The 22,000-nt window shown below is 72.0% G+C and carries 24 protein-coding genes; 10 read left to right on the forward strand and 14 right to left on the reverse strand.

The window, feature by feature from the left end; all coding sequences use genetic code 11:
* Positions 1-201: 201 nt before the first annotated feature.
* A complete protein-coding gene (locus tag CLT74_RS20420) occupies positions 202-1,548 on the reverse strand; it encodes an FAD-binding oxidoreductase (RefSeq protein WP_099847966.1) in 1,347 nt (448 codons plus the stop codon).
* An 82-nt stretch (positions 1,549-1,630) separates the two neighbouring features.
* Between CLT74_RS20420 and CLT74_RS20425 the strand changes: the two genes are divergently transcribed.
* Positions 1,631-3,727, forward strand: coding sequence for a S9 family peptidase (locus CLT74_RS20425; protein WP_099847968.1), 2,097 nt, complete (start codon positions 1,631-1,633; stop codon positions 3,725-3,727).
* 20 nt (positions 3,728-3,747) lie between these two features.
* Here CLT74_RS20425 and CLT74_RS20430 read toward each other — a convergent pair whose 3' ends face one another.
* Positions 3,748-4,428 (reverse strand): DUF998 domain-containing protein, encoded by a 681-nt coding sequence (locus CLT74_RS20430; protein WP_099847970.1) that lies wholly within the window; start codon positions 4,426-4,428, stop codon positions 3,748-3,750.
* Between the two features lie 132 nt (positions 4,429-4,560).
* On the opposite strand from CLT74_RS20430, the gene CLT74_RS20435 reads away from it, so the two are divergent.
* Complete coding sequence (locus CLT74_RS20435; protein ID WP_099847972.1) at positions 4,561-5,850, forward strand: histidine kinase; 1,290 nt, start codon at positions 4,561-4,563, stop codon at positions 5,848-5,850.
* Positions 5,838-6,500 carry a response regulator transcription factor gene (locus CLT74_RS20440; RefSeq protein ID WP_099847974.1) on the forward strand — a complete coding sequence of 221 codons (663 nt, stop codon included), beginning with the start codon at positions 5,838-5,840 and terminating at the stop codon, positions 6,498-6,500. Before CLT74_RS20435 ends, CLT74_RS20440 begins: the two co-directional genes overlap by 13 nt.
* A gap of 4 nt (positions 6,501-6,504) precedes the next feature.
* Here the strand turns inward: CLT74_RS20440 and CLT74_RS20445 are convergent, their stop codons facing one another.
* From CLT74_RS20445 to CLT74_RS20460, 4 genes are read right to left on the reverse strand one after another with little or no spacing between them, the layout of a single operon-like run.
* A complete protein-coding gene (locus CLT74_RS20445) occupies positions 6,505-7,929 on the reverse strand; it encodes an FtsX-like permease family protein (protein ID WP_099847976.1) in 1,425 nt (474 codons plus the stop codon).
* On the reverse strand, positions 7,926-8,627 hold the full coding sequence (locus CLT74_RS20450; RefSeq protein ID WP_099847978.1) for an ABC transporter ATP-binding protein: 702 nt from the start codon (positions 8,625-8,627) through the stop codon (positions 7,926-7,928). The genes CLT74_RS20445 and CLT74_RS20450 overlap by 4 nt, the downstream gene beginning before the upstream one ends.
* Positions 8,624-9,160, reverse strand: coding sequence for a PadR family transcriptional regulator (locus tag CLT74_RS20455; RefSeq protein WP_099847980.1), 537 nt, complete (start codon positions 9,158-9,160; stop codon positions 8,624-8,626). The genes CLT74_RS20450 and CLT74_RS20455 overlap by 4 nt, the downstream gene beginning before the upstream one ends.
* A gap of 49 nt (positions 9,161-9,209) precedes the next feature.
* Positions 9,210-9,779: a TIGR03086 family metal-binding protein gene (locus tag CLT74_RS20460; protein WP_099847982.1), complete on the reverse strand. Its 570-nt coding sequence runs from the start codon at positions 9,777-9,779 to the stop codon at positions 9,210-9,212.
* A gap of 31 nt (positions 9,780-9,810) precedes the next feature.
* On the opposite strand from CLT74_RS20460, the gene CLT74_RS20465 reads away from it, so the two are divergent.
* Positions 9,811-10,596, forward strand: coding sequence for a helix-turn-helix domain-containing protein (locus tag CLT74_RS20465; protein WP_099847984.1), 786 nt, complete (start codon positions 9,811-9,813; stop codon positions 10,594-10,596).
* Positions 10,597-10,624: 28 nt separating this feature from the next.
* Here the strand turns inward: CLT74_RS20465 and CLT74_RS20470 are convergent, their stop codons facing one another.
* From CLT74_RS20470 to CLT74_RS20495, 6 genes are read right to left on the reverse strand one after another with little or no spacing between them, the layout of a single operon-like run.
* Entirely contained in the window at positions 10,625-12,160 is a 1,536-nt protein-coding gene (locus CLT74_RS20470) for a SpoIIE family protein phosphatase (RefSeq protein ID WP_099847986.1), read from the reverse strand.
* A gap of 1 nt (position 12,161) precedes the next feature.
* Positions 12,162-13,511: a sensor histidine kinase gene (locus CLT74_RS20475; protein ID WP_099847988.1), complete on the reverse strand. Its 1,350-nt coding sequence runs from the start codon at positions 13,509-13,511 to the stop codon at positions 12,162-12,164.
* Entirely contained in the window at positions 13,508-14,530 is a 1,023-nt protein-coding gene (locus CLT74_RS20480) for a SpoIIE family protein phosphatase (protein WP_486582432.1), read from the reverse strand. The genes CLT74_RS20475 and CLT74_RS20480 overlap by 4 nt, the downstream gene beginning before the upstream one ends.
* Entirely contained in the window at positions 14,518-14,937 is a 420-nt protein-coding gene (locus CLT74_RS20485; protein ID WP_099847990.1) for an ATP-binding protein, read from the reverse strand. Before CLT74_RS20485 ends, CLT74_RS20480 begins: the two co-directional genes overlap by 13 nt.
* On the reverse strand, positions 14,934-15,347 hold the full coding sequence (locus CLT74_RS20490; RefSeq protein WP_099847992.1) for an STAS domain-containing protein: 414 nt from the start codon (positions 15,345-15,347) through the stop codon (positions 14,934-14,936). The genes CLT74_RS20485 and CLT74_RS20490 overlap by 4 nt, the downstream gene beginning before the upstream one ends.
* Positions 15,347-16,207: an STAS domain-containing protein gene (locus CLT74_RS20495; RefSeq protein ID WP_099847994.1), complete on the reverse strand. Its 861-nt coding sequence runs from the start codon at positions 16,205-16,207 to the stop codon at positions 15,347-15,349. Before CLT74_RS20495 ends, CLT74_RS20490 begins: the two co-directional genes overlap by 1 nt.
* Before the next feature lie 164 nt (positions 16,208-16,371).
* On the opposite strand from CLT74_RS20495, the gene CLT74_RS20500 reads away from it, so the two are divergent.
* On the forward strand, positions 16,372-16,728 hold the full coding sequence (locus tag CLT74_RS20500) for an STAS domain-containing protein (RefSeq protein ID WP_099847996.1): 357 nt from the start codon (positions 16,372-16,374) through the stop codon (positions 16,726-16,728).
* Between the two features lie 10 nt (positions 16,729-16,738).
* On the opposite strand, the gene CLT74_RS20505 is transcribed toward CLT74_RS20500, so the two are convergent.
* Positions 16,739-18,007 (reverse strand): MFS transporter, encoded by a 1,269-nt coding sequence (locus CLT74_RS20505; RefSeq protein WP_486582433.1) that lies wholly within the window; start codon positions 18,005-18,007, stop codon positions 16,739-16,741.
* 50 nt (positions 18,008-18,057) lie between these two features.
* Here CLT74_RS20505 and CLT74_RS20510 point away from each other — a divergent pair, with 50 nt between their 5' ends.
* From CLT74_RS20510 to CLT74_RS20525, 4 genes are all read left to right on the forward strand, one after another.
* A complete protein-coding gene (locus CLT74_RS20510) occupies positions 18,058-18,741 on the forward strand; it encodes an FCD domain-containing protein (RefSeq protein ID WP_099847998.1) in 684 nt (227 codons plus the stop codon).
* 38 nt (positions 18,742-18,779) lie between these two features.
* The gene (mscL, locus tag CLT74_RS20515; RefSeq protein ID WP_099848000.1) at positions 18,780-19,241 is read left to right on the forward strand and encodes a large conductance mechanosensitive channel protein MscL; all 462 of its coding nucleotides are present in this window, start codon (positions 18,780-18,782) and stop codon (positions 19,239-19,241) included.
* Between the two features lie 81 nt (positions 19,242-19,322).
* Positions 19,323-19,556 carry a hypothetical protein gene (locus CLT74_RS20520; RefSeq protein WP_099848002.1) on the forward strand — a complete coding sequence of 78 codons (234 nt, stop codon included), beginning with the start codon at positions 19,323-19,325 and terminating at the stop codon, positions 19,554-19,556.
* A gap of 127 nt (positions 19,557-19,683) precedes the next feature.
* Positions 19,684-20,046, forward strand: a complete 363-nt coding sequence (locus CLT74_RS20525; protein ID WP_099852475.1) for a hypothetical protein — start codon at positions 19,684-19,686, stop codon at positions 20,044-20,046.
* Here the strand turns inward: CLT74_RS20525 and CLT74_RS20530 are convergent.
* The gene (locus CLT74_RS20530) at positions 20,009-21,163 is read right to left on the reverse strand and encodes a LuxR C-terminal-related transcriptional regulator (protein WP_099848004.1); all 1,155 of its coding nucleotides are present in this window, start codon (positions 21,161-21,163) and stop codon (positions 20,009-20,011) included. The two genes, CLT74_RS20525 and CLT74_RS20530, sit on opposite strands and share 38 nt — an antisense overlap.
* 62 nt (positions 21,164-21,225) lie before the next feature.
* Here CLT74_RS20530 and CLT74_RS20535 point away from each other — a divergent pair, with 62 nt between their 5' ends.
* Complete coding sequence (locus CLT74_RS20535; protein ID WP_099848006.1) at positions 21,226-21,945, forward strand: protein phosphatase 2C domain-containing protein; 720 nt, start codon at positions 21,226-21,228, stop codon at positions 21,943-21,945.
* Positions 21,946-22,000: the final 55 nt, after the last annotated feature.

The raw sequence follows: 22,000 nt of genomic DNA on the forward strand, positions 1-22,000 counted from the left end.
CCACGCCCGCCCCCGCCCGCGCCCGCGCCCGCGCCCGCGCCCGCGCCCGCGATCTTGCACTTCTGGTCGCGGCATAACAGAGCAAGGTGGGCATTTCGGCGGCCAAAACTGCAAGATCGGCGCGGACCTGAGGGAGCGGCGCTGACATGGGGTGACAGCGTGGGCCTGGGGTGGCGGCGCGCGGGCCTGGGGTGGGGTGGGTTAGAGGCCGCCGGGGAGGCGGCCGGGGGCCAGGCGGTGGGCCGGGTCGAGGTGGTGTTTGACGGCGCGTAGGTGGGCCAGGTCGGCGCGTTCGCCCCAGAGGTCGACGGCGCGGCGGACGGCCGGTGGGGCGGCGAGCACCACGCACCGGCCCTGTCGGGCGAGCAGTACGCCCCGCACCGCGGCCAGGATCGACGCGACCCGGGCCGGCGCCATCGCCCCGGGCAGGGCGGCGTGCACCACGCCGAGCCCGGCCGAGCCACGCACCGGCACCGGGCCGCCGGCCGCGTCGCGCAAGGCGTAGACGGCGGCGTGCAGGTCGGTCATCGGGACCTCCAGGCGCAGCGCCGTGTCGCCGGGGGCGAACGGGTAGCTGCGCCACCACGGGGGCGCCGTCCGCGCGACAGTCGAGCGGGAGCCGAAGATGTCGACGATCCGGTCGGTACGTTCCGCCACGTCGGCGGGGCCACCTTCCAGCAGTACCGCGAGCGAACCGGTGCCCGCCGGCCCGGTGGGCGCACGCCCGGCCATCGACGGGTGCAGCGCCATCGACTCGGCGCGGCGGTCCCGCCGTGGCCGGCATCCGGAGCTGACCGGCAGGTCGAGCTCGATCGCGGCCGGGTCGAGCCGGGCGGCGAGCACCGCCCGGATCAGATCGTGCACCTCCAGCGGGGTCCACACCTGCCGGGTCACCCACACCCGAGCGGCTGGCACCGCCTGCACCCGCAACGTCGCGCTGACCAGTACACCGAGTGCCCCCTCCGAGCCGCACAGCAGCCGCGCCTCGGCCAACCCGACCGCCCCGCCACCCGCCTCGGCCAGCTCACCGTCGGCGGCCAGGTAGCGCAGACCGACGAGCTGGTCACAGGCGGTGCCGTGCCGGTGGCGCAGCGGACCCGCCTCGTCGGCCGCCAGCACCCCGCCGAGGGTGGCACCGGGTGAGGGGGCGTCCAACGCGAGCCGCCGCCCGGTGCGCTCCAGAGTGGCCTGTACCGCGCGCAGCGGCGTACCGGCACCGACCTCGGCCGTGCCCCGGTCCGGCGACTGGTGGCCGATGCCGGCCAGTCTGCCGGTGTCGAGCATGATGTCGACCCGTTCGGGCGGAGCACCCCAGTCGATCTTGGTGCCCGCCCCTCGGGGTACCACTGTCAGGTCGTGCCGGGCGGCCAACCGCAACACCTGTGCGGCGGCATGCGGACCGCCCGGCACCGCCACCCAGCGGGCCGCGCTCCCGGCCACCTCGTCGGCGGGACCGGCGAGGCGGGCGAAGCGCGGCCCGCAGATCTCGGCGAGCCGGTGAGTGATGTCGCGGACACCGGACGCACCGGTGGAGGGGGGTGGCGTCATGCCGGCGATCGTACATGTGTTCGAACGCATGGGTGCGGAATTGCGCCACACCACCTACCGCCACGGCCGGTAACGTGGCGCCGTGACCACCGAGACCCCCGTTCCCGCGGCCAGGCGGGTGCCGACCGAACGCGTCCACCACGGCGACACAGTCGTCGACGAGTACGCCTGGCTCGCCACCAAGGACGATCCTGAAACGATCAACTATCTGAACGCCGAGAACGCCTGGACCGAGGCCCGGACGGCGCACCTGTCCGGGCTGCGTACGGAGTTGTTCGAGGAGATCCGGCGACGTACCCAGGAGACCGACCTGTCGGTGCCGACCCGCAAGGGCGAGCACTGGTACTACACCCGCACCGTCGAGGGACAGCAGTACGGGGTGCACTGCCGCCGGGCGGTCCGCCCCACCGAGACCACCCCGCCGATCAGCGCCGACGGTGCCCCGCTGGACGGGGAGCAGGTGCTGCTCGACGGCAACCTGCTGGCCGAGGGGCACGACTTCTTCGCTCTCGGCGCCTTCGACATCAGCCCCGACGGACGCTATCTGGCCTACTCCACCGACTTCTCCGGCGACGAGCGGTTCACCCTGCGGGTCAAGGACCTCAGCACCGGCGAGCTGCTGCCCGACGAGATTCCCGGCACCTTCTACGGCACCGCGTGGTCCGCCGACGCCTCGGTGCTGTTCTACGTGACAGTGGACGAGGCGTGGCGGCCCCACCGGGTCTGGCGACACGTCATCGGCACCGCCGCCGCCGAGGACGTGGTGGTGCACGCCGAGGACGACGAACGGTTCTGGGTGGGGGTCGAGCTGACCCGCTCGGAGCGGTTCATCCTCATCGACATCGCCAGCAAGCTCACCAGCGAGGTCCGGGTGATCCCGGCCGGCAACCCGACGGGTGAGCCCGCGGTCATCGCGCCCCGCCGGCAGGGTGTCGAGTACTCGGTGGAGCACCACGGTCACCGGTTCCTTATCCTGCACAACGACGGCGCCGAGGACTTCGCCCTCGCGTACACCTCGGCCGACGCCCCGGGCGACTGGGTGCCGCTGATCGAGCACTCCCCGGGCACCCGGCTGGAGTCGGTCGACGCCTTCGCCGACCACCTGGTCGTCTCGGTGCGCAGCAACGGCCTGACCGGGCTGCGGGTCCTGCCCGTCGGCGGCGGGGACGCCCACGACATCGAGTTCCCGGAGCCGCTGCACACGGTCGGCCTGGACGCCAACCCCGAGTACCGCACCGGGCGGCTGCGGCTGCGCTACACCTCGCTCGTCACACCCGACTCGGTGTACGACTACGACCTGGTCACCCGCGAGATGACGCTGCTGCGTCAGCGGCCGGTGCTGCCCGGGCCGGACGGTCAGGTGTACCGGCCGGAGGACTACGAGCAGCAGCGCGACTGGGCGCTCGCCGACGACGGCACCAAGGTGCCGATCTCCCTGGTCTACCGGCGGGGCACCCCCCGGGACGGTTCGGCGCCCTGCGTCATCTACGGCTACGGCTCGTACGAGGCGAGCATGGACCCGTGGTTCTCGGTCGGCCGACTGTCCCTGCTGGACCGTGGAGTGATCTTCGCGGTGGCCCACATCCGGGGCGGTGGCGAGTTGGGTCGCCGCTGGTACGACCACGGCAAGATGCTCGCCAAGAAGAACACCTTCACCGACTTCGTGGCCTGTGCCCGGCACTTGGCGAAGGCGGGCTGGACGGCGCCGGACCGGCTGGTCGCCCGGGGCGGCTCGGCCGGCGGGTTGCTGATGGGCGCGGTGGCCAACCTGGCCCCGGACGCCTTCGCCGGCATCGTCGCGCAGGTGCCGTTCGTGGACGCGCTCAACACGATCCTGGACCCGTCGCTGCCACTGACCGTCACCGAGTGGGAGGAGTGGGGCAACCCGCTCGCCGACCCCGAGGTGTACGCGTACATGAAGTCGTACACCCCGTACGAGAACGTCGCTGCCCTGGACTACCCGGCGATCCTGGCGATGACAAGCCTCAACGACACGCGGGTGCTCTACCACGAGCCGGCAAAGTGGATCGCGCGGCTACGGGCGGTCGCCCCGCAGGGTGACTACCTGCTCAAGACCGAGATGGAGGCGGGTCACGGCGGACCGAGCGGGCGCTACGACGCCTGGCGGGAGGAGGCGTTCATAAACGCCTGGACCCTGGACCGGCTCGGCCGCGCCTGACCGTCGACCGGCCTGGTGTCTCAGTGCCGCGACCGCGTCGCCGGGACATCAGGCCGGGCCTCCCGCTCCGCCTCCGGACGGGGACTGATCGCGCTGCCTACCACGACCGTCCATAGCAGAAACGGCAGTACGGCCACCCGCTCCATCCCACCGACACCGAAGCCGAGATCCACCTGCCCGAGGAAGAGCAGCGTGCCGGCGGCCCCGGTCAGGCCGAGCAGGAGATTGACCCGACGGGCCGGGCCGAGCACTGCGGACCGCTGTGGCAGCGCCGCGAGCAGCAGCGCACCGTTGCCCGCACCGAACACCAGCAACGCGGCCAGAAAGTGCCGATTCTCGTCGACGTCCGCCGGATGGACGCCGGCCAACACGTACCCGCCGGCGCCTGCCAGCGCCGCGAGCTGCACCGCCCGTACGGCCGCACCACGGCCGAGCACCGACCAACTGAGCAGCAGTCCGGCGATGATCAGAAGACCTGTGGCGATCATCGTGCCGTTCATCAGCGAATGCCAGGGCGAGCACACCGGACGCGGCCGGCTGCTGTCCCAGACGCCGCAGGCGACGTTCCCGAGGTCACTGATGTTGTGGGTACGCCAGTCGTACGGCGGCTGCCGCCATCCCCGTGCGGTCACCGCGATCCCGGCGGCGAACAGCGGCGCGGCGAGCAGCAGGGCGTAGGAACCCAGACGGTGAGCAGGCATGCGTCCACTTCAGTCGATGCCGCAGTGGGGCGCACTACCGCTGCGCCGAGTACCCAGGTAGTGCTGGCCATACCCGGGAAAGGGTGTCCAGCGGGCTGGGGCCGCCCTGGTCGGATCACTAGCGTCGGCGGTATGACACCAGCCGCACCTGCTCACCTCGCCCAGGCCCTGCGGCGGCCCCGTTACTCACTCACCGGCTGGCCGTGGCGTGCCCTGGCGTACCTGTTCACGAGCGTGCCGCTGGCCGGCGTGCTCTCACTCGGGCTGCTCGTCCTGCTGGCACCACTCGTCGCCGCCACGAACGCGGCACGGCAGGGCCGGCCCGTGCCGCTGGCGCTCACCGTCTTCCTGACCGTCGGCGCGCTGCTGATTGTGGCGCTGGCACCGCTGCTCAGCGTGCCGGTGGCGGCGTTCGAACGTTACCGGCTCGGTCTGGTCGACAACCGGCACCTACCCGCCGTGCCCTGGCGTGGCCTCGCCGCCCGTTACACCACCGGCACCGCCTGGCGGGAGGCTGCCTACCTGTTCTTCCTCGGTGGCCTGGTCCCTGCCGTGTACTGGCTGTTCACCATGGTGGTGCTGTTGGACGCCGTGCTGATCGTCAGCCCGTTCCTGATCGCCAACGGCGACCAGGTGGTCCTGCTCTGGGCCACCCCGGACACGGCGGTCGAGGCGGTCCCGCACGCGATCGTCGGGGTGCTGCTCGTACCGGTCCTGTGGTACGCGGCCGGGGCCCTCGCCATGGCGCAGGGCACCGTGGCGCGGTGGCTGCTCCGGGGTGCTCCGGACGGGCTCGCGCTGCGCGAGGTGACCCGGTCGCGCGCCCGGTTGGTCGACGCGTACGAGGCGGAACGGCGGCGCATCGAACGTGACCTGCACGACGGCGCACATCCCCGGCTGACCAGCCTCAGCCTGCATCTCGGCCTGGCCCGGCTGGACGTACCGGAGGACTCACCGGCCGCCCGGCCGCTCGCCGTCGCACACGAGCAGGCGAAGGGACTGATGGTGCTGCTCCGGCAGATCGTCCAGGGCATCCGGCCGCAGAGCCTCACCGACCTGGGGCTGGCCGGTGCGGTCCGGGAACTCGCCGACGAGGCGACCATCCCCGTCGAGGTGCACGCCGACCTGCGCCGCGCGGTGCCCGAGACGGTCGAGACGACTGCGTACTTCGTGGTGTCGGAGGCGCTCGGCAACGTGGCCCGGCATGCCGAGGCGACCCGCGCCGAGGTCCGGCTCACCGACACCGGCACCGGGCTGGTCGTCGAGATCAGCGACGACGGCCGGGGCGGCGCGGACCCGGCGCGGGGCAGCGGGTTGACCGGTCTCGCCGACCGGGTGGCCGCCGCCGAGGGCCGGCTGCTGCTGGCCAGCCCGCCCGGCGGCCCCACTGTCGTCCGGGTGGAGCTACCGTGCAGGGCGTGACCCGGGTCGTGCTCGCCGAGGACGAGGTGCTGCTGCGGGAGGGGCTGGTGGCCCTGCTCGCCCGGTTCGGCTTCGACGTGCTCGACGCCGTCGGTACCGCCCCGGCCCTCGTCGACGCCGTCCGGACCCACCGGCCGGACCTGGTGGTGACCGACATCCGGATGCCGCCCCGGCATCGGGACGACGGCCTACGCGCGGCCGTGGAACTACGCGCCGAGCAACCCGGCCTGGCCGTGGTGGTGCTCAGCCAGCACGTGCAGCCCGAGTACGCCTCCGCGCTGCTCGCCAGCGCCGACGGTCGGCGGGTCGGCTACCTGCTCAAGGACCGGGTCGCCGAGGTCACCGAGTTCGTCGACAACCTGCGTACCGTCGTCGGCGGCGGCACGGTGGTCGATCCCGACGTGGTCCGCCGGCTGCTGCACCGCCCCCGCGACCCGCTCGCCGCCCTCTCCTCCCGGGAACGGGAGGTGCTGGTGCTGGTCGCCGAGGGACGGTCGAACGCGGCGATCGCCGGTCGCCTGCACGTCACCGAGGCGGCGGTCGGCAAGCACATCGGTAACATCCTGGCCAAGCTCGGCCTGCCACCGGACGACGGCACCAACCGCCGGGTGCTGGCGACGCTCACCTACCTGCGGGCCGACGCCAGCTGACCGCTCAGGTGGCGCGTAGCTCCTCCACCGCTGTGGTGGACCGCAGGAAGAGCACCCCCAGCCCGACCACGAGCAGCACCGCGACGATCGCGCCGGCACCCTGCAACGTCAACTGCGCCAGCGGTACGTCCGGTCGGCGAGCGCCCGGGCTGAGGTCGCCGGTGAGCAGTCGACCGATGGCGTACCCGACGCCGAGCGCGACAAGCACGGCCGGCACCACGGGGGTCAGCACCTGCCAGGCGATCGAGGTGCCGATGGTGGTCCGGGGCACGCCTGTCGCCACCAGGACGGCGTACGCCCGGCGGCGGGAGACGATCCCCTCCACGAGCGTGACGAGCAGGCCGGCGGCGGCGATGGCCACCGCCGCGACCACGGCGAGGTCGACCAGATCCATCGTGTTCAGGTAGAAGGAGTCGTGGAAGGCGTCGCCACCGAAGCCGGCCAGCCGGTTCTGCTCCTGTTCCAGCTCCGCTCTGAGCTGGAACGAGGCGCGGAAGGCCGCCGCGCCGCCAGCGATGATCAGGGCGGCCAGCAGGGCGGCGAAGGTGCGGCTGCTGGCCCAGGGGTCGTCGGTCAGCCGGCGGGCGGCCAGCAGCGCGGCCGGACGCCGGGCCAGACGGTGCAGCATCCGCCCGGCCAGGTGCGCGATCCAGCCGGCCCCGAAGATCACCCCCATCACCGCGCCGAAGATGCCGACCATGACGACCAGGGCCAGCCATTCGAGGGCGGCGCCCTGCATGGCCCACTGGATCGGTTCGACAAGCGCCGCCGCCAGCACGCCGAGCCCGATCAGCAGCGCCGGCCACGGTCGGGGAGAACCGGTGCGTCCGGCCCGGCGGACGACTCCCAGCGGTGTGGTGGCGACCGTGCGGAGCAGGACGGCGGTGGCCACCGCGGCGAGCACCGGAAGCCCGAGCACCACCGCCGCCATCGCCGGCACCGGCGGCAGCACGTCGGTGGGCAGGGCCAACTGGCCGTTGGCGTCCGGACGGTGCAGCACCGACCTCCCGATGAGGTACGCGGCCAGGCCGACAAGCGTGCCGCCCAGACTGGCGAGCCCGGTCTCCAGCATGGCGACCCGGGTCACCTGGCCGGGGGTCGCGCCGGCCAGCCGCAGCGCGGCAAGCCGTCGGTCCCGTGACGGCGCGCCCAGCCGGGCGCTCTGGCCGGCCAGGGCCAGCACCGGGATGGTCAGCATCACCAGCGCGAACGCCGTCCCGCCACGCAGCCCCGGCTCGCGCAGCAACGCGTTCACGTACTGCTCGGACTGCTGCCACGCGTCACCCGGCGGTTTCCGGATGGCCAGCACCGTGATGGCCGCGAGCCCGGCGAGCGTGGCCAGCAGGGCGCTCAGCGCGGTCAGCGCCACCCGGGCGGCGTCGGTGCGGCTGCCGGCGAGGGCCAGCCTGGTCAGGGTCGCGAGGCTCACCGGGAGCCGCCGGCGAACGGCGCGTCGAGGCCCAGGCCGGTGTGGTCGATCACGCCGTCGCGCAGGACGACCTCACGATCGGCGTACGCGGCGATCCGTGGCTCGTGGGTGACCAGGACGACGCTTGTGTGCTGCTCCCGGGCCAGCCGGACCAGTTGGGTGAGCACCTGCTCCCCGGCGAGGGTGTCCAGCGCACCTGTCGGCTCGTCGGCGAAGAGCACCCGTGGTTCGGTGACAAGCGCCCGGGCGGTCGCGCAGCGCTGCTGCTGACCGCCGGACATCTCGCCGGGGCGTACGTCGGCGCAGTCCGCCACGCCCAGCCGGCCCAACCAGGTGAGCGCCGCCGTCCGTGCCGCTCGCCGCCCCGTGCCGGCGAGCAACAACGGAAGGGCGACGTTCTCCGCCGCGGTCAGCTCGGCGACGAGCTGACCGAACTGGAACAGCACCCCGAACTCGGTACGCCGCAGGCGGGATCGGGCCGCCTCGGACCAGGTGTCCAGCCGGTGGCCACGCCAGCTCACCTCGCCGGCGTCCGGGCGCAGGATGCCGGCGAGGCAGTGCAGCAGGGTGGACTTGCCGCAGCCGCTCGGCCCGGTCACCGCGACGATCTCTCCCTCGTCGATGTCCAGGGTGATGCCGCGCAGTGCCGGTGTCGGTCCGTACGACTTCACCAGACCGCGAGCCTGAAGTTGCGTCACGAGTGCACCTCCCGGTGCCAGTCGGCGACCCGGTCCAGGGTGGTGTGCAACCACCGCAGGTCGGCGTCGAGATGGGCGATCGCGTAGTCAGCCGCCACGACGTCGTCGACGGTGGCCGACGGGCCCGTCTTCAGCGCGGTCAGCTCACGCAGTCGCTCGGTGTGCGCGCGGCGCTGCGCGACCAGGTACGCACGCGCCCGGTCCACGTCGGCCACCAGCAGCGCCACCACCACCTTCGTGAGCAGTGGACTGTTCACGTACGGCATCGGTGGCTCGACGCTGCTCAACCACTGGTCCAGCGTGGCCCGCCCCTGCTCGGTGAGCGTGTACGCGGTGCGGTCCGGGCCGGCGAGGCGTTCCGGCCCGGTGGATGCCACCAGCCCGTCCCGCAGCAGCCGGCCCAGTGTGGCGTAGACCTGCCCGAAAGCCAGGGGACGGGCCTGCGGCATCCGGCTGTCGTGGGCCCGCTTCAACTCGTACCCGTGCATGGTGCCGGTGGCGAGCAGCCCCAGCAGCAGGTGCGGTGTGGACACCAGGCCACTATTCACTCAGTGAATAGCACCCGTCAAGTCGCCGGAACACCTAGCGCGGTGTCCAGGCCGGGTCGCGGCCGGTCATGCCGAGCAGCCGGGACAACTCCGACGGGGGGCCGTCGACCGGCACCGCCTCGCCGAACACCCCCATCTGCCGGGCGGTCGGAGCGAGCTGAGCGGCCAGCTCGTGCAGCGCGGGCAGCGCCTCGGGCGCCGGCTCGTACGGCTGGCCGGTGGCGACCGCGAGATCCCAGCCGTGCACCGTCAGGTCAAGCAGCGCCATCGCACCCACCACCGGCTGTGGCATGCCCATCCCCGGCGACACACCCTCCTCGCTGGCCGGGTCCGACCACGCCACGACCAACCGGCCGACCTCGATCTCGAACCGGTCCCGCCAGCCCTCGGTGAGATGGTCAGGCTTGTCTGCCCAGGTCACCGACGAGCGCCCGGCGAGCGCCTGGAAGTTGACCACCACCTCGTACAGGTGGTTCAACAGGTCACGGACCTGATAGTCCGAGCAGGGGGTGGACAGGTCGAGCTGGTCGTCGGTGATCTGCCGCACCACCGCCACGGTTCGCGGCGCGGCAGCCGCCAGCAGGTCGCTAGTCTGAGTCGCCATAGGGGCAGCGTATGAGGGTGGTCTTGAAGAAATGCGACAGCCGCGCGGCGACAGCCGGGGCATCCTCGACCCGGCCCGGATGAAGCGGTGGGTGCAGTTCCGACGGCACCTGCCCGCAGTTCCGCTACGTCCCTGGGTGGAGCACTACTGGCTGATCGACTGGGACCTCAGCGAACCGTTCGAGCAGCGGATCGTCCCGCATCCGGCAGTCAACCTGGTGTTCCAGCGCGACGGTGACGAACCGGAACGCGCGGAGCTGGCCGGCGTCGGTCAGCAGCTCTTCTCGATCACCCTCACCGGTTACGGGCGGGTCAGCGGCGTGCAGTTCCGGCCCGGCGGCTTCCATCCGTTCTGGCGGCGGTCGGTCGCCGAGCTGACCGGCCGACGGCAGCCGCTCCCCGGCGCCGTACCCGATCAAGCGGTCTGCGTCGGTACGGACGCCGAACGTTGCCAGGCGCTGAACGCGCTGCTGACCGGCTGGGCACCCCGGGCAGACCCGGTGAACGACGAGGTGATGCGCCTGGTCGAGACGATCCGGACCGACCGGAACGTACGCCGGGTCGACGAGTTCGCAGGCGAACACGGTGTGTCCGTACGCCGGTTGCAGCGGCTCTTCCTCACCCACGTCGGGGTCGGTCCCAAGTGGGTGATCCGCCGCTACCGGCTGCACGAGGCGATCGAGCGGGCGGCGGACGGGCCGCTCGACTGGGCCGGGCTCGCCGCCGAACTCGGCTACAGCGACCAGGCCCACCTGGTACGCGACTTCACCGCGACGACAGGCGTCTCCCCCGCCGCGTACGCCCAGAGCCCGCGTTAGGGGCCGCTCGCCACCGGGGCGTCGAACCTCAGCGACGGCGCAGGGCGACCACTGCGACGTCGTCCTGGATCTCGTCGGGGGCCAGTTCGACAACCAGCCGCTCGCAGAACCGGTCGAGGTCGTCGTCGACCTGGGCGGCACACGACGCGAGGGCGGCCAGGCCGTCGTCGATTGTGGCGTCCCGCCGCTCGATCAGACCGTCGGTGTAGAAGACGATCGTCGACCCGGCCGGCAGCACGAATTCCAGGTCCGCGGGGCGGGGCGCACGCACCCCGAGCAGCGGCGCGGCGTGATGCACGTACTCCGCCTTGCCGTCCTGAACGATCAACGGGGGCAGGTGGCCGGCGCTGGCCAGCCGGACGTGTCCGGTGGTCGGCTCCAGCAGCAGTACGCAGATCGTCGCCAGTTCGCTGGGCAGTAGCGTCCGCATCAGCTCGTTGACCCGGTGCAGGATCTCGCCCGGCTGGTGCCCCTCCACCGCGTACGCCCGCAGCGCGTGCCGCAGCTCGGCCATGATGGTGGCGGCGTGCAGGGAGTGACCGGCCACGTCCCCGATGGCCAGCAGCAGGTGACCGTCGAGCATCACCAGCTCGTAGAAGTCGCCGCCCACCTCGGTCTGCGCGCTGGCCGGCTCGTACCGGACGGCCAGGTCCAGGCCGGCGATCTGCGGGATGCTGCGCGGCAGCAGGCTGCGTTGCAGGGTCACCGCGATCCGGTGTTCCTCGTCGAAGGAGCGTTGCGCCTCCACCGCCGAGGCCACCGCCTGGGCCAGTTGGACAAGCACCGGGGTCCGGGCGGTCTGCGTCGCGGTCGGCACCACGACATAGAGCGGCGCGCGGTCCTCGCGCAGCCGGGCTGCCGCGACGGTGACGGTGTCACCGGCCGGCCAGTCGACGAGCGACCAGTTGGCCGGCTCCTGCACGACGACCGTGGCGCCGGTCGGCACTCCGGTGTCGTCGACGACCCACGGCACGACGCGGGCCCCGGCGCCCGGCCCGGCGCAGACCCCGGCGAGGCAGTCGCCGTCGAAGGTCTCGGCGACCACCGCGGCAGGGCTCTTGAAGATCTCCGCCGCGCCGGCCGCCGCCGACTGAAGCAACCTGGTGAAGCTCGGTGCGGCGTGCACCGCGACCGTGGTGTCCGCCAGCCCGGTGAGCCGCTCGGCGAGCAGTTCGGCCCGCCGCCGAGCCTGGTAGTACCGAAGTACCGACTGGGCGGTGGCGACCAGTTCCTCCGGCTCGATCGGCTCGGCCAGGTACGCGTCCGCCCCTCGGGTCAGGCCCTGGGTGCGGTCGGTGGTGTCGACAGCGTGCGCGGACACGTGGATCACCGGCAGCGCCGGGTGGGCCAGTTTGATCCGCTCGCACACCTCGAAGCCGCTGAGGTCCGGCAGCCGAACGTCGAGCACGACCAGGTCGATCGGATCCACCCCGACCCGGCTCAACGCCTCGCCACCCGTCTCCGCCTCCAGCACGGTGAAGCCGGCACGGGTCAGCCAGTTCACCAGGAGGTAGCGCTTGGTCCGACTGTCGTCGACCACCAGCACTGTCGCTGCGCCGTCCATGTCAGGCCCCGTCCGGGGGTAGCCAGACCGTGAAGGTGCTGCCCCGACCCGGCTCACTGGCCAGGTCGAGAGTCCCGCCGAGCAGGTTCACCAACCGCCGGGCGTACGGCAGACCGAGGCCGGTGCCGCCGACCCGGGCCGGGCCGGGCGCCTGGTAGAACTCCTCGAAGACGCGATCGTGCAGCTCAGGTGGGATGCCAGGACCGGTGTCGGCGACGGTCAGCCGCCAACCGTCATCGTGCCGCTCGGCTCGGAGCCGAACCTCGCCCGCGGTGGTGAACTTGAGGGCGTTGTGCAGCAGGTTACGCAGCACCTGGGCGAGCAGCACCTCGTCGGAGCGCACCGTGGCCGGCGGGGCCGGCTCCTCCACCACGAGTTCGACCCCGTCGGCGACGGGCAACGCCCGCAGCGTGCCGCGCAGCTGGCCGAAGACGGCCCGCAGATCCACCTCGGCCCACTCCGGCTCGATCCGGCCCGACTCCGCCTTGGCCAGGTCGAGCAGCTCGTTGACCAGCGCGAGCAGATCCGACGCCGAGGAGCGGATCAGCCCGACCTGGCGTTCCTGTTCCGTGGTGAGCGGGTCGGACGCGGAGTCGGCGAGCAGCCGGGCCAACCCGATGATCGCGGTCACCGGTGCCCGCAGCTCGTGGCTCACGTTTGCGAGGAAACGGCTCTTGGACTCGCTCGCCGCGCGTAGCTGCGCCGACTTCTCGTCCAGCTCGGCGTAGAGCGCCACCACGCCCTGGTTCGTCGCCTCCAACTCGTCGGTGAGCTGTTGGTAGAGCGCCATCACACCGTGGTTGGTCTGCTCCAGCTCCTCGTTGAGCCGGGCCAGCTCGTCGCGCTGGTTGCGTACCTCGTCCAGGGCGTTGATCAGTTGAAGGTTCTGCGTGGCGAGTTCCTCCTCGGCGGTGCCCGGGACGCTCTCGCCGAGCTGGGCACGCAGCTCCGCCAGGCGCTCGGTGGTGAGCGCCCGGGCGGTGACCGGAACCCGTCGGGACATCCTGACGACGGTATCCCGCTGGACCGTCAGCACGGTCAATGTGTCCACCAGACGCGCCACCGCGCCGGACTCCGGCTCGTACCGCCCGCCTGGCAGGGGTGCCACCGGCGTGAGATCGACACGCAGGTGGGAACGTCCGTCCGGTGAGTCGGCGACGGCGAACACCACGTCGGCCCCGCCGACCGCCCGCAGCAGGTCACGGGCCACCTCGCTGAGCGCGGTGGCGATCCGGACCTGGTCCTGGTGCTCCATTCCCACGGCTGCGGCGGCCTCCCGGCCCCGCTGCCGGAGCACGAAGATGTCCTGCTCCACCCGGAGCGCCATCTGGAGCAGCGGCGCGGTGGTCATGACCAGGACCTCGCCACCAGCACCCCGGCGTCGTCACGTCGGATGCCGGCGTCGCGCAGCAGGGTGGCGGCCACCACCAGGGGTTCCCGGCCGGCCAGACCCGGATAGTCGGTGAGCTGCCACCTGTCGACCACGCCGTCGGTGTGCATGACCAACAGGCTGCCAGCCTCGAAGGGATAGTCGTACTGCCTGATCACCGGTCGTTGGTGCCCGGCGATGCCGGGCAGGGAGACCAGACCACGACGCCCACCGTCACCGGTGGCCACCACGCCTGTGATGTTGCCCAGCCCGGCGTAGCGCAGCACGCCGGCCGTCGGATCGGGCTCGGCCACGGCGAGGGCCGCACCACGGGTGTGCGACATCGACCGGTGCAGGTGACCCACCACCTCGGCCGGCGACGCCGCCGGGGCGTCCCGAAAGGCGGAGAGCGCGGCGTCGGTGGCCGCGGCGGCCAGCGGCCCGTGCCCCAGACCGTCGCTGACCATCACCTGACGGCGGTCGCCCACGATCCGGACCGCGTAACCGTCCCCGCTGACCGTCTCCCCGGTCAACGGCCGGGTCAGGCCGCCGGCCCAGGACGCTCCGGTGTCCGCTTCGGCGAAGACCCGCACGGCGATGACCGTCCCCCGGCCCGGCCGTGAGTACGCGTCGAACCAGCTCGCCTGCCGGACGATCGCGCCCAGACCGATGCCGAGGGTGCCGGCGGTGGAGTGCCCGTCGCGGGCGGAGTCGGCGAGGTCGACCATGCCCGGACCGGTGTCGATCGCGATCATCTCCACCCCGGCGTCCACCTCGCGGCGTACCGGCCGGAGCAGCAGCAGCCCGTCGTCGGCGTGCTTGATGAGGTTGCTGGTCAGCTCGGCGGCGACGATGGCCAGGTCGGCGATCCGCGCGGTGGGCAGGCCCAACTGGCCGCCCAGCCGCTCGGCGGCCCGCCGCACGGTGCTGCCGGTGCTGCCGTTCTCCAGCCGGAACCAGGCGCCCCGGTCAGCGACCGGTTCGGCGGTCACCGGGACCACTTGGTGATCGTGATCCGGGTGCCCTGACCTGGCGCGGTCTGGATGTCGAACTCGTCGACCAGCCGGCGGGCACCGCTGAGGCCGAGGCCGAGGCCCCCACCTGTGGTGTACCCGTCGGTCAGCGCGAGATCCAGGTCGACGATGCCGGGCCCGGTGTCGGCGAAGACGATCCTGATGCCGGGTCGCCGACCGTTGTCGACAGCGGTCACCTCGACCGTCCCGCCGCCGCCGTAGACGAGGGTGTTGCGGGCGAGTTCGCTGGCCGCGGTGACCACCTTGGTCTGGTCGACCAGGGAGAGCCGGACCGCCACGGCCACGGTACGCACCAACTGGCGGACGCGTACGACATCCTCGTCGCTGCCCACCGTCTGCGCCTGAGGGCGGCCCAGGTCGACCCCGCTGGTCATGGTGACGCCGGCTCTGGGACCGGGCCCTCGTCCCGCTCGTCGTGGTGGTCGTCGTCGGCCCGGTCGACGGCGATGAGTTCCATCCCTCGCTCGACGTTCAGCGCGGTACGGATGCCGTTGAGCGACAGCCCCAGCTCGACAAGGGTGATGGCGACGGCTGGGCGCATCCCCACCACCACCGTCTCCGCGTCGAGCACGCGGGAGATCGAGGCGATCGTGGAGAGCATCCGGCCGACGAACGAATCGACGATGTCCAGCGCGGTGATGTCGATGATCACCCCGTGACAGCCGGTCGCGACGATCCGCTCGGCCAGGTCCTCCTGGAGCGCGACAGCGGTCTGGTCGGACATGTCGACCTGGATGGAGACCAGCAGGATGTCGCCGATCTTGAGGATCGGCACCCGCTCCATCACGCCTCCCGACGCGACTGGCGGCGTGAGGTCTCGACCCCGGTGAGCCGCAGCACGTGCCGCAACGCGTCGGCGAGACTCGCCTTGGTGGCGATGTCACCGAACTCGATGCCGAGCGCCACGATCGTCTGCGCGATCTGCGGCCGGATGCCGGAGATGATGCAGTCGGCGCCCATCAGCCGGGCGGCCACCACGGTCTTGAGGATGTGCTGGGCCACCTGCGTGTCCACCGCCGGCACGCCGGTGATGTCGATGATCGCGTACGGCGAGCCGGTGTCGACGAGGGTCTGCAGAAGCCGTTCCATCACCACCTGGGCGCGGGCCGAGTCGAGCGTGCCGACCAGCGGCACCGCCACCACGCCCTCCCAGAGCTTGACCACCGGGGTGGAAAGCTCAAGCAGCTGCTCGGCCTGGTCGGCGATCAGGCTCTCCCGGGTACGGACGAAGGTCTCGAAGGTGAACAGGCCCATCTGGTCGACGAGCGCGGAGAAGGCGACGTAGTCACGCAGCGTCGCGATGCTCTGGTCGTCATCCAGGGCGGTGAGCAGCGCTTCCTTGAGGGCGAACACGCCGGTGGCGGTCTCGGTGGCGGAGAAGCCCTGCCGGGCCTGCCCACGGGAGAAGTCGGCGAGCACGGCCCGCAGCTCGGTGGCGTCCTCGGCGTTCAGGTCGACCGCGCCCTTGCTGAGGGCGTCGACCAGGGCGCGGTGCAACTCCTGCACCTGCCGGACCAGCTCGGCCTGGCTGAGCCTGCCCCGCAACTGCCCGGCGATGATCTCAGTCCACCGCTGGGTGATCTGCTCGGACCGGCTGGCCAACAGCTCACCCAACCGGCCGCTCTCGTCAGCGCTGAGCGCCATGGCAATACCCCCTAGACCTGGACCGGCCGGACTCTATCACCGGGGTCGGACGAACTACTTGTCGCAGAGCAACGGAATGACGGTGGACACCTGATCCTGCTCCCGTTCTGCGTACGGCGGTCCGGGTGGGATACCGTTCCACCGATAAACAGGAGGTCTGGCGAATGTCCTTGACGGTGCACACGGAACAGCACGGTGACGTGGTCGTCGTGTCGGTCGCTGGCGAGCTGGACATGGCCACCGCACCGCAGTTGCAGGACCAGATCACCGACCTGCTCGACAAGGGGCGCAGTCGCCTCGTGTTCGACCTGTCGGACGTCTCGTTCTGCGACTCTACCGGTCTGTCGGTGTTCGTCCGCGCGAAGAACAGCTGCGACGAGGCCGGCGGAGTGGTCCGACTCGCCGCGCCGCAGCGTGGCGTGCTGCGGATCCTGGAGGTGAGCGGCCTGGTCGAGGTGCTGCACACGTACCCCACCGTCGAGCAGGCGGTCGCCGGCGATCCGACGCCGGCTTCCTCCTGACCCCGACGCCTCAACGCTCGTCCTCGATGTAGCGGGGGCGAGCGATAAGCATGCCCGCACAGGTCTGCACGGCCAGGGCGGCGAGCAGGAAGCCGATCGGCGCCAACCATCCCCCGGTCGCGTCGTAGAGGATCCCGACCAGGAGTGGCCCCAGCGCCGCGATGACGTAACCAGTGCTCTGCGCGAAGGCCGAGAGCGCGACAGTGCCGTCGGCGGTGCGGGCCCGCAGCCCGATGGTGGCCAGGATGAGCGGGAACGCGCCCTGCCCGAACGCCAGCAGCACCACCCACAGCACCGCCCCGCCGCGTGGCGCGAACGCCAGCCCCAGGTACGCCAGGCTGGAGGCCGTGGTCAGCGCGAAGATCAGCGGCCGTAGGCTGCCCAGCCGGCCGGCCAGCGTCGGCATCAGCAGCGCGATCGGCACCCCGAGCGCGGTCACCCCGGCGAGCAGTAGCCCGGCGTCCTGTGGGCGGAAACCCGAGTCCCGGAACAGCTGGGCCAACCAGCCCATGATCGCGTACCCGCTCAGCGACTGCGCCCCGAAGTAGACAGCCATCGCCCAGCCGAGCCGGGTACGTCCCGGGCGCACGCGCGACCCGGCGGCGGTGCCGTTGCGCCGTGTGGCGGTGCGACCGCGCAGGGCCGCCGGCAGCCACGGAAGCACGGCCACCGCCGCCATCGCCGCCCAGACACCCAGTCCGGCCCGCCAACTGCCGAAGGCGTGCGCCACCGGCACCGCGGCGGCGGCGGCCACCGTCGTGCCCACCGTCAGCGCCATCGTGTACGCCCCGGTGACCAGCCCGGTGCGGTGCGGGAAGTCCTGCTTGACAAGCATCGGCAGGAGGATGTTCGCCACCGCGATCCCGGCCAGCGCGAGCGCGCTGGTGACCAGGAAGACCACCGCGGAACCGGTGACCACCCGCAGTACCTGCCCGACGGTGAGGGCCAGCATCGCCAGCACCAGCAGCCTGGCCGGGGAGAACCGGCGGACCAGCCACGGAGTGGCCGCCCCGAGCCCGGCGAACGCGATTGTGGGCAGGGTGGTGACGAAGCCGGCCATCGTCCCGGAGAGGGCCAGGCCGACGCGTACCTCGTCGAGCAGCGCGCCGAGGCTGGTGACGGCGGCGCGCAGGTTGAGCGCCACCAGCAGCATCCCGGCCAGCACCAGCCATCCCGCGTGGGCGCGGGACGCGGTCGGAGCCGCGTCCCCAGCCGGACTGACCGTGCCCGGGAGCCCTTCCTTCGGGACGGCGGGGACGGCAGGGGGTGACGGGGGCATGACCTCGAACCTACAATCATGGGATGAATTCCGGCGAGAGGTTGTAACCAGTGCCACCCGCAGCCGATTCCACCCCGGTGCCGCCACGCGGCCGCCGGGTCCGGGAGACGATCGCCCAGCTCCGGCAGCGGATCATGGACGGCGAGTGGCCGGTGGGCGGTCGGATCCCGACCGAACCGCAACTGGTCGAGGCGCTCGGCGTGGGACGCAACACGGTGCGCGAGGCGGTCCGGGCGCTGGCCCACGCCGGGGTGCTGGAATGCCGCCAGGGCTCCGGCACCTACGTGCTCTCCACCGACGAACTCGCCCCGGTGGTGGCCCGCCGACTCACCGACGACCGGACGACCGAGGTGATCGAGGTACGCCGCGCCTTCGAGGTGGAGGCCGCGCGGCTCGCCGCGCGGCGGCGTACCCCCGAGGACCTGGCCGCCCTCGACGCCGCGCTGGCGACCCGCGAGGCGGCCTGGCGCGGCGGTCGGGTCGCCGAGTTCGTGGCCGCCGACGCCGCGCTGCACACCGCGGTGGTCGCGGCGGCACACAACGCCATGCTCGCCGAGCTGTACGCCTCGGTCGGCACCGCGATGCGCAGCACCCTGACCCAGGCCATGGGCGACGCGCTGACCCCGGAACGGCACGTCGACCACGCCCGGCTGGTGGCCGCGATCAGGGCCGGCGATCCGGACCTGGCCGCCCGGGAAGCCGGCGCTTTTCTGGAGCCCCCGCCCGGGGCATAGGTTGTCCCCGACGGAAACGGGACACCTCGGGAGTACGGATGCTCAAGGGCTTCAAAGACTTCATCATGCGCGGCAACGTCGTCGACCTCGCGGTCGGTATCGTCATCGGCGCAGCCTTCACCGGCCTGGTCACTGCGTTCACCAGCTCGTTCCTCCAGCCGATCATCAACCTGATCGGCGCCGGCCCGACCGGCGACGGGGCCCAGTTCAGTATCGGGAAAAACAACCCGGTCACCTGGGGGGTGTTCCTCAACGCGCTGATCACTTTCCTGCTCACCGCCGCGGCGCTGTACTTCCTCGTGGTCTACCCGATGAACCGGCTGGCGGAGCGGCGCAGGCGGGGCGAGGAGCCGCCGCCGGCCGCGCCGAGCGAGGAGGTCAAGCTGCTCACCGAGATCCGGGACGCGCTCGTCGCCGCCGGCCGGACCACCCCGGCGCAGCAGCGCGGAGCCCTTGACGACGTGCTCGGCCGGCGGGACGAACCGCCCGCCGCGCGCTGAATCCGGCAACCGCACATCGGCCCCTGTGGGAATCCCGCAGGGGCCGGCTCCTGTCGAACAAATGTTCGATAGAGTCCCCGCATGGAGCAGCGGAAACACTTGTGGAACGGGAAATGGGGGCGACTGGCCCGGCGGGACGTCTTCCTCCGGACGGATGCCGACAGGTGGTTCGTCGAGCAACGCGCCGGCGGAGCCGAGGGCATCTCCCGGTTCTACGAGTACGACACCGTCGAAGAGGCCGAGGACACCATCCGCGCGCTGCTCCAGGGCACCGACACCTGGCGCGAACTGACCCCCCGCCCCCACTCAGGTTGATCAAGAAGTTCTGGTCGGGATCGGCGCGGATCCCGACCAGAACTTCTTGATCAACGGGCCTGGGGTGGGGCCGGGGTGTTTAGGGGGAGGGGAGGGCGGGAACCGCGCGGGGATGGAGCAGCAGGGCATCGATCAGCGGAAAACCCTCTCGCAGGTCACCACCGGCATGCGGGTGGTCGACTCGGCCGGCCTCGACGTGGGCACCGTGGACCTCGTCCAACGTGGCGATCCGAACGCGGTGACCGTGGAAGGGGCACCGACCACCGACCCCGGCAGCAGCCTGGACGAACTGGTCGAATCAGCAGCCGTGGAGGAGCCGGACGTACCAGCGGACCTGGCGGCTCGGCTGCTGCGCACCGGCTACCTCAAGGTCTCCACCGACCTGGTCCCCACCGGCGCCGTCTACGTCCTGGCCGACCAGATCTCCACAGTCACCCCCACCACAGTCACCCTCAACGCCCCCGCCACCACCCTCCCCCCAGAAGCCTGACCCCCACCCCCACCCCAGACCGCCCCCACCCCCACCCCCAGACCGTCCCGGCGATCATGAAGTTATTGCGATGGGTAAGCGCTTGCCCCGGCGATAACTTCATGATCGACGCTCTGGGGGCGGGTCGCTGGCGGACCGCCCAGAGCGCCACCTCGGTACGGGACGCGGTGCCGGTCTTGCGCAGCAGGTTGGAGACGTGCACGGTGACCGTTCGCACCGAGATGCCGAGGGCACGTGCCACCTGTTTGTTGGACATGCCGGCGACCAGGCATTCGAGCACCTCCACCTCCCGGCCGGTCAGGTAGGCCGACGGCGGGGACACCGATCCCGCAACGGACGAGGACGCCGCCCCGGGCGCGGTCAGCAACGCGTCAAGGTCCTGCCTGACGTGCGCGGCGAGCAGCTCGGTGAGGGCGTACGGGTTGCCGTCGGTGCGCCGCCAGACCTCGTGCACCAGTTCGGGGCGTGGATTCGCGTACACCTGGGTCAGCACCTCGGCGACCTCGGCCGGGCGCAGCGGCCCGAGATGCTGGCGCACCACGCCGCGTACCCCGCAGAGGCGGGCCAGGGTGCGGCCGGCGAGTTCCGGTGAGACCGCGCGCGCGGCGGGTCTGGTCGCCACCACCAGCAGCGCCGGCAGCCCGTCGGCGGTGGCCAGTTCGCCTACCAGGTTGAGGCTGGCCGGGTCGAGGGCGTGCAGATCCTCCACCACGAGCACCGCCGGACCGGCGCCGACAAGCACCCGGACGGTACGCACGGCCAGCCGGAGCAGGGTGCCGGGGGCGTAGCGCTCACGCGGCGCGGTGGGCTGCTGGGCGAGCCAGGCCAGCGCGTCGGCCGGCAGGTCGAGTCGGGTGGTGTCGTGTCCGCTCAGCGCCGCGGCCAACCAGTCGTACGGGGCGGGGCTGTGCACCCGGGCGGCGCCGCTGAGCACCACCTCCGGTCGCGGGGTGAAGCCGTCAAGCGCGACGGCGACCAGCAGGCTCTTGCCCACCCCCGGTCCCCCGGTGACGACCGCGACAGCCGGCGAGCGGCGGCGTCCCGCGACCACGCTGGACCAGGCCCGGTCCAGCTCAGCCAGCTCACCGGCACGCCCGACCATGGACACGGGCAACATTCCTCAACCCTACGCAGTAGTGCGTAGAGACGCGGGAAGGGTCTTCTTGGCAAGCTTGTCCCATGACGCTGATCCTCCGCTCGGCCATCCTCAACGACATCGGTCTGGTCCGGACCAACAACGAGGACTCCGCCCTTGCCGGCGAGCGCCTCGTCGCGGTGGCCGACGGCATGGGTGGATTGCCCGCTGGTGAGGTGGCCAGTGAGATCGTCATCCGGATCCTCGACGAGCTGGTCCCGCCGACCGCACCGGACGCCGCCGCCGAGGCGCTCCGCGCCGTGGTGAGCACCGCCAACCAGCGCATCCACGCCGCGATCGTCGCCGACCCCGAACGGGACGGCATGGGTACGACGCTGACCGCGGCCCTGCTCGCCGGGGAGACGTTGGTGCTGGCGCAGGTCGGCGATTCCCGCTGTTACCTGCTCCGCGACGGTCGACTGCGCCAGCTGACCCGGGATGACACGTTCGTGCAGGCGCTCGTGGACCAGGGCGCCCTCCTCCCCGAGCAGGCCCGCCACCACCCGCAGCGGTCGCTGGTGACCCGGGCGGTGCAGGGCGCCGACGCGCCGCCGACGATGGGCGCGGTGATGCTGGCCGCCGGTGACCGGCTGCTGCTGTGCAGCGACGGGCTCTCCGACTACGTGACCGACGACGCGATCGCCGCCACCCTGGGCATGCATGCCGACCGCCACCAGTGCGGCGAGCAGTTGGTGAAGCTCGCCCACCAGGCCGGCGCGCCGGACAACGTCACAGTGGTGATCTCCGACGTCGTCGCTGGCTGAGGTACGCCGGCACGGTCGGTTGGACCGCCGCGACCGCACTAGGTAGTTGTGCCAT

It is taken from the genome of Verrucosispora sp. CNZ293, assembly GCF_002754655.1.

Coding starts and splice junctions, on each gene's coding strand:
- CLT74_RS20435 (WP_099847972.1), top strand. CDS start 4,561: ATGACACCAGCCGCACCTGCTCACCTCGCCCAGGCCCTGCGGCGGCCC.
- CLT74_RS20430 (WP_099847970.1), bottom strand. CDS start 4,428: ATGCCTGCTCACCGTCTGGGTTCCTACGCCCTGCTGCTCGCCGCGCCG.
- CLT74_RS20465 (WP_099847984.1), top strand. CDS start 9,811: ATGCGACAGCCGCGCGGCGACAGCCGGGGCATCCTCGACCCGGCCCGG.
- CLT74_RS20535 (WP_099848006.1), top strand. CDS start 21,226: ATGACGCTGATCCTCCGCTCGGCCATCCTCAACGACATCGGTCTGGTC.
- CLT74_RS20470 (WP_099847986.1), bottom strand. CDS start 12,160: ATGGACGGCGCAGCGACAGTGCTGGTGGTCGACGACAGTCGGACCAAG.
- CLT74_RS20420 (WP_099847966.1), bottom strand. CDS start 1,548: ATGACGCCACCCCCCTCCACCGGTGCGTCCGGTGTCCGCGACATCACT.
- CLT74_RS20460 (WP_099847982.1), bottom strand. CDS start 9,779: ATGGCGACTCAGACTAGCGACCTGCTGGCGGCTGCCGCGCCGCGAACC.
- CLT74_RS20490 (WP_099847992.1), bottom strand. CDS start 15,347: ATGGAGCGGGTGCCGATCCTCAAGATCGGCGACATCCTGCTGGTCTCC.
- CLT74_RS20495 (WP_099847994.1), bottom strand. CDS start 16,207: ATGGCGCTCAGCGCTGACGAGAGCGGCCGGTTGGGTGAGCTGTTGGCC.
- CLT74_RS20475 (WP_099847988.1), bottom strand. CDS start 13,511: ATGACCACCGCGCCGCTGCTCCAGATGGCGCTCCGGGTGGAGCAGGAC.
- CLT74_RS20500 (WP_099847996.1), top strand. CDS start 16,372: ATGTCCTTGACGGTGCACACGGAACAGCACGGTGACGTGGTCGTCGTG.
- CLT74_RS20485 (WP_099847990.1), bottom strand. CDS start 14,937: ATGACCAGCGGGGTCGACCTGGGCCGCCCTCAGGCGCAGACGGTGGGC.
- CLT74_RS20530 (WP_099848004.1), bottom strand. CDS start 21,163: ATGTTGCCCGTGTCCATGGTCGGGCGTGCCGGTGAGCTGGCTGAGCTG.
- CLT74_RS20505 (WP_486582433.1), bottom strand. CDS start 18,007: ATGCCCCCGTCACCCCCTGCCGTCCCCGCCGTCCCGAAGGAAGGGCTC.
- mscL (WP_099848000.1), top strand. CDS start 18,780: ATGCTCAAGGGCTTCAAAGACTTCATCATGCGCGGCAACGTCGTCGAC.
- CLT74_RS20520 (WP_099848002.1), top strand. CDS start 19,323: ATGGAGCAGCGGAAACACTTGTGGAACGGGAAATGGGGGCGACTGGCC.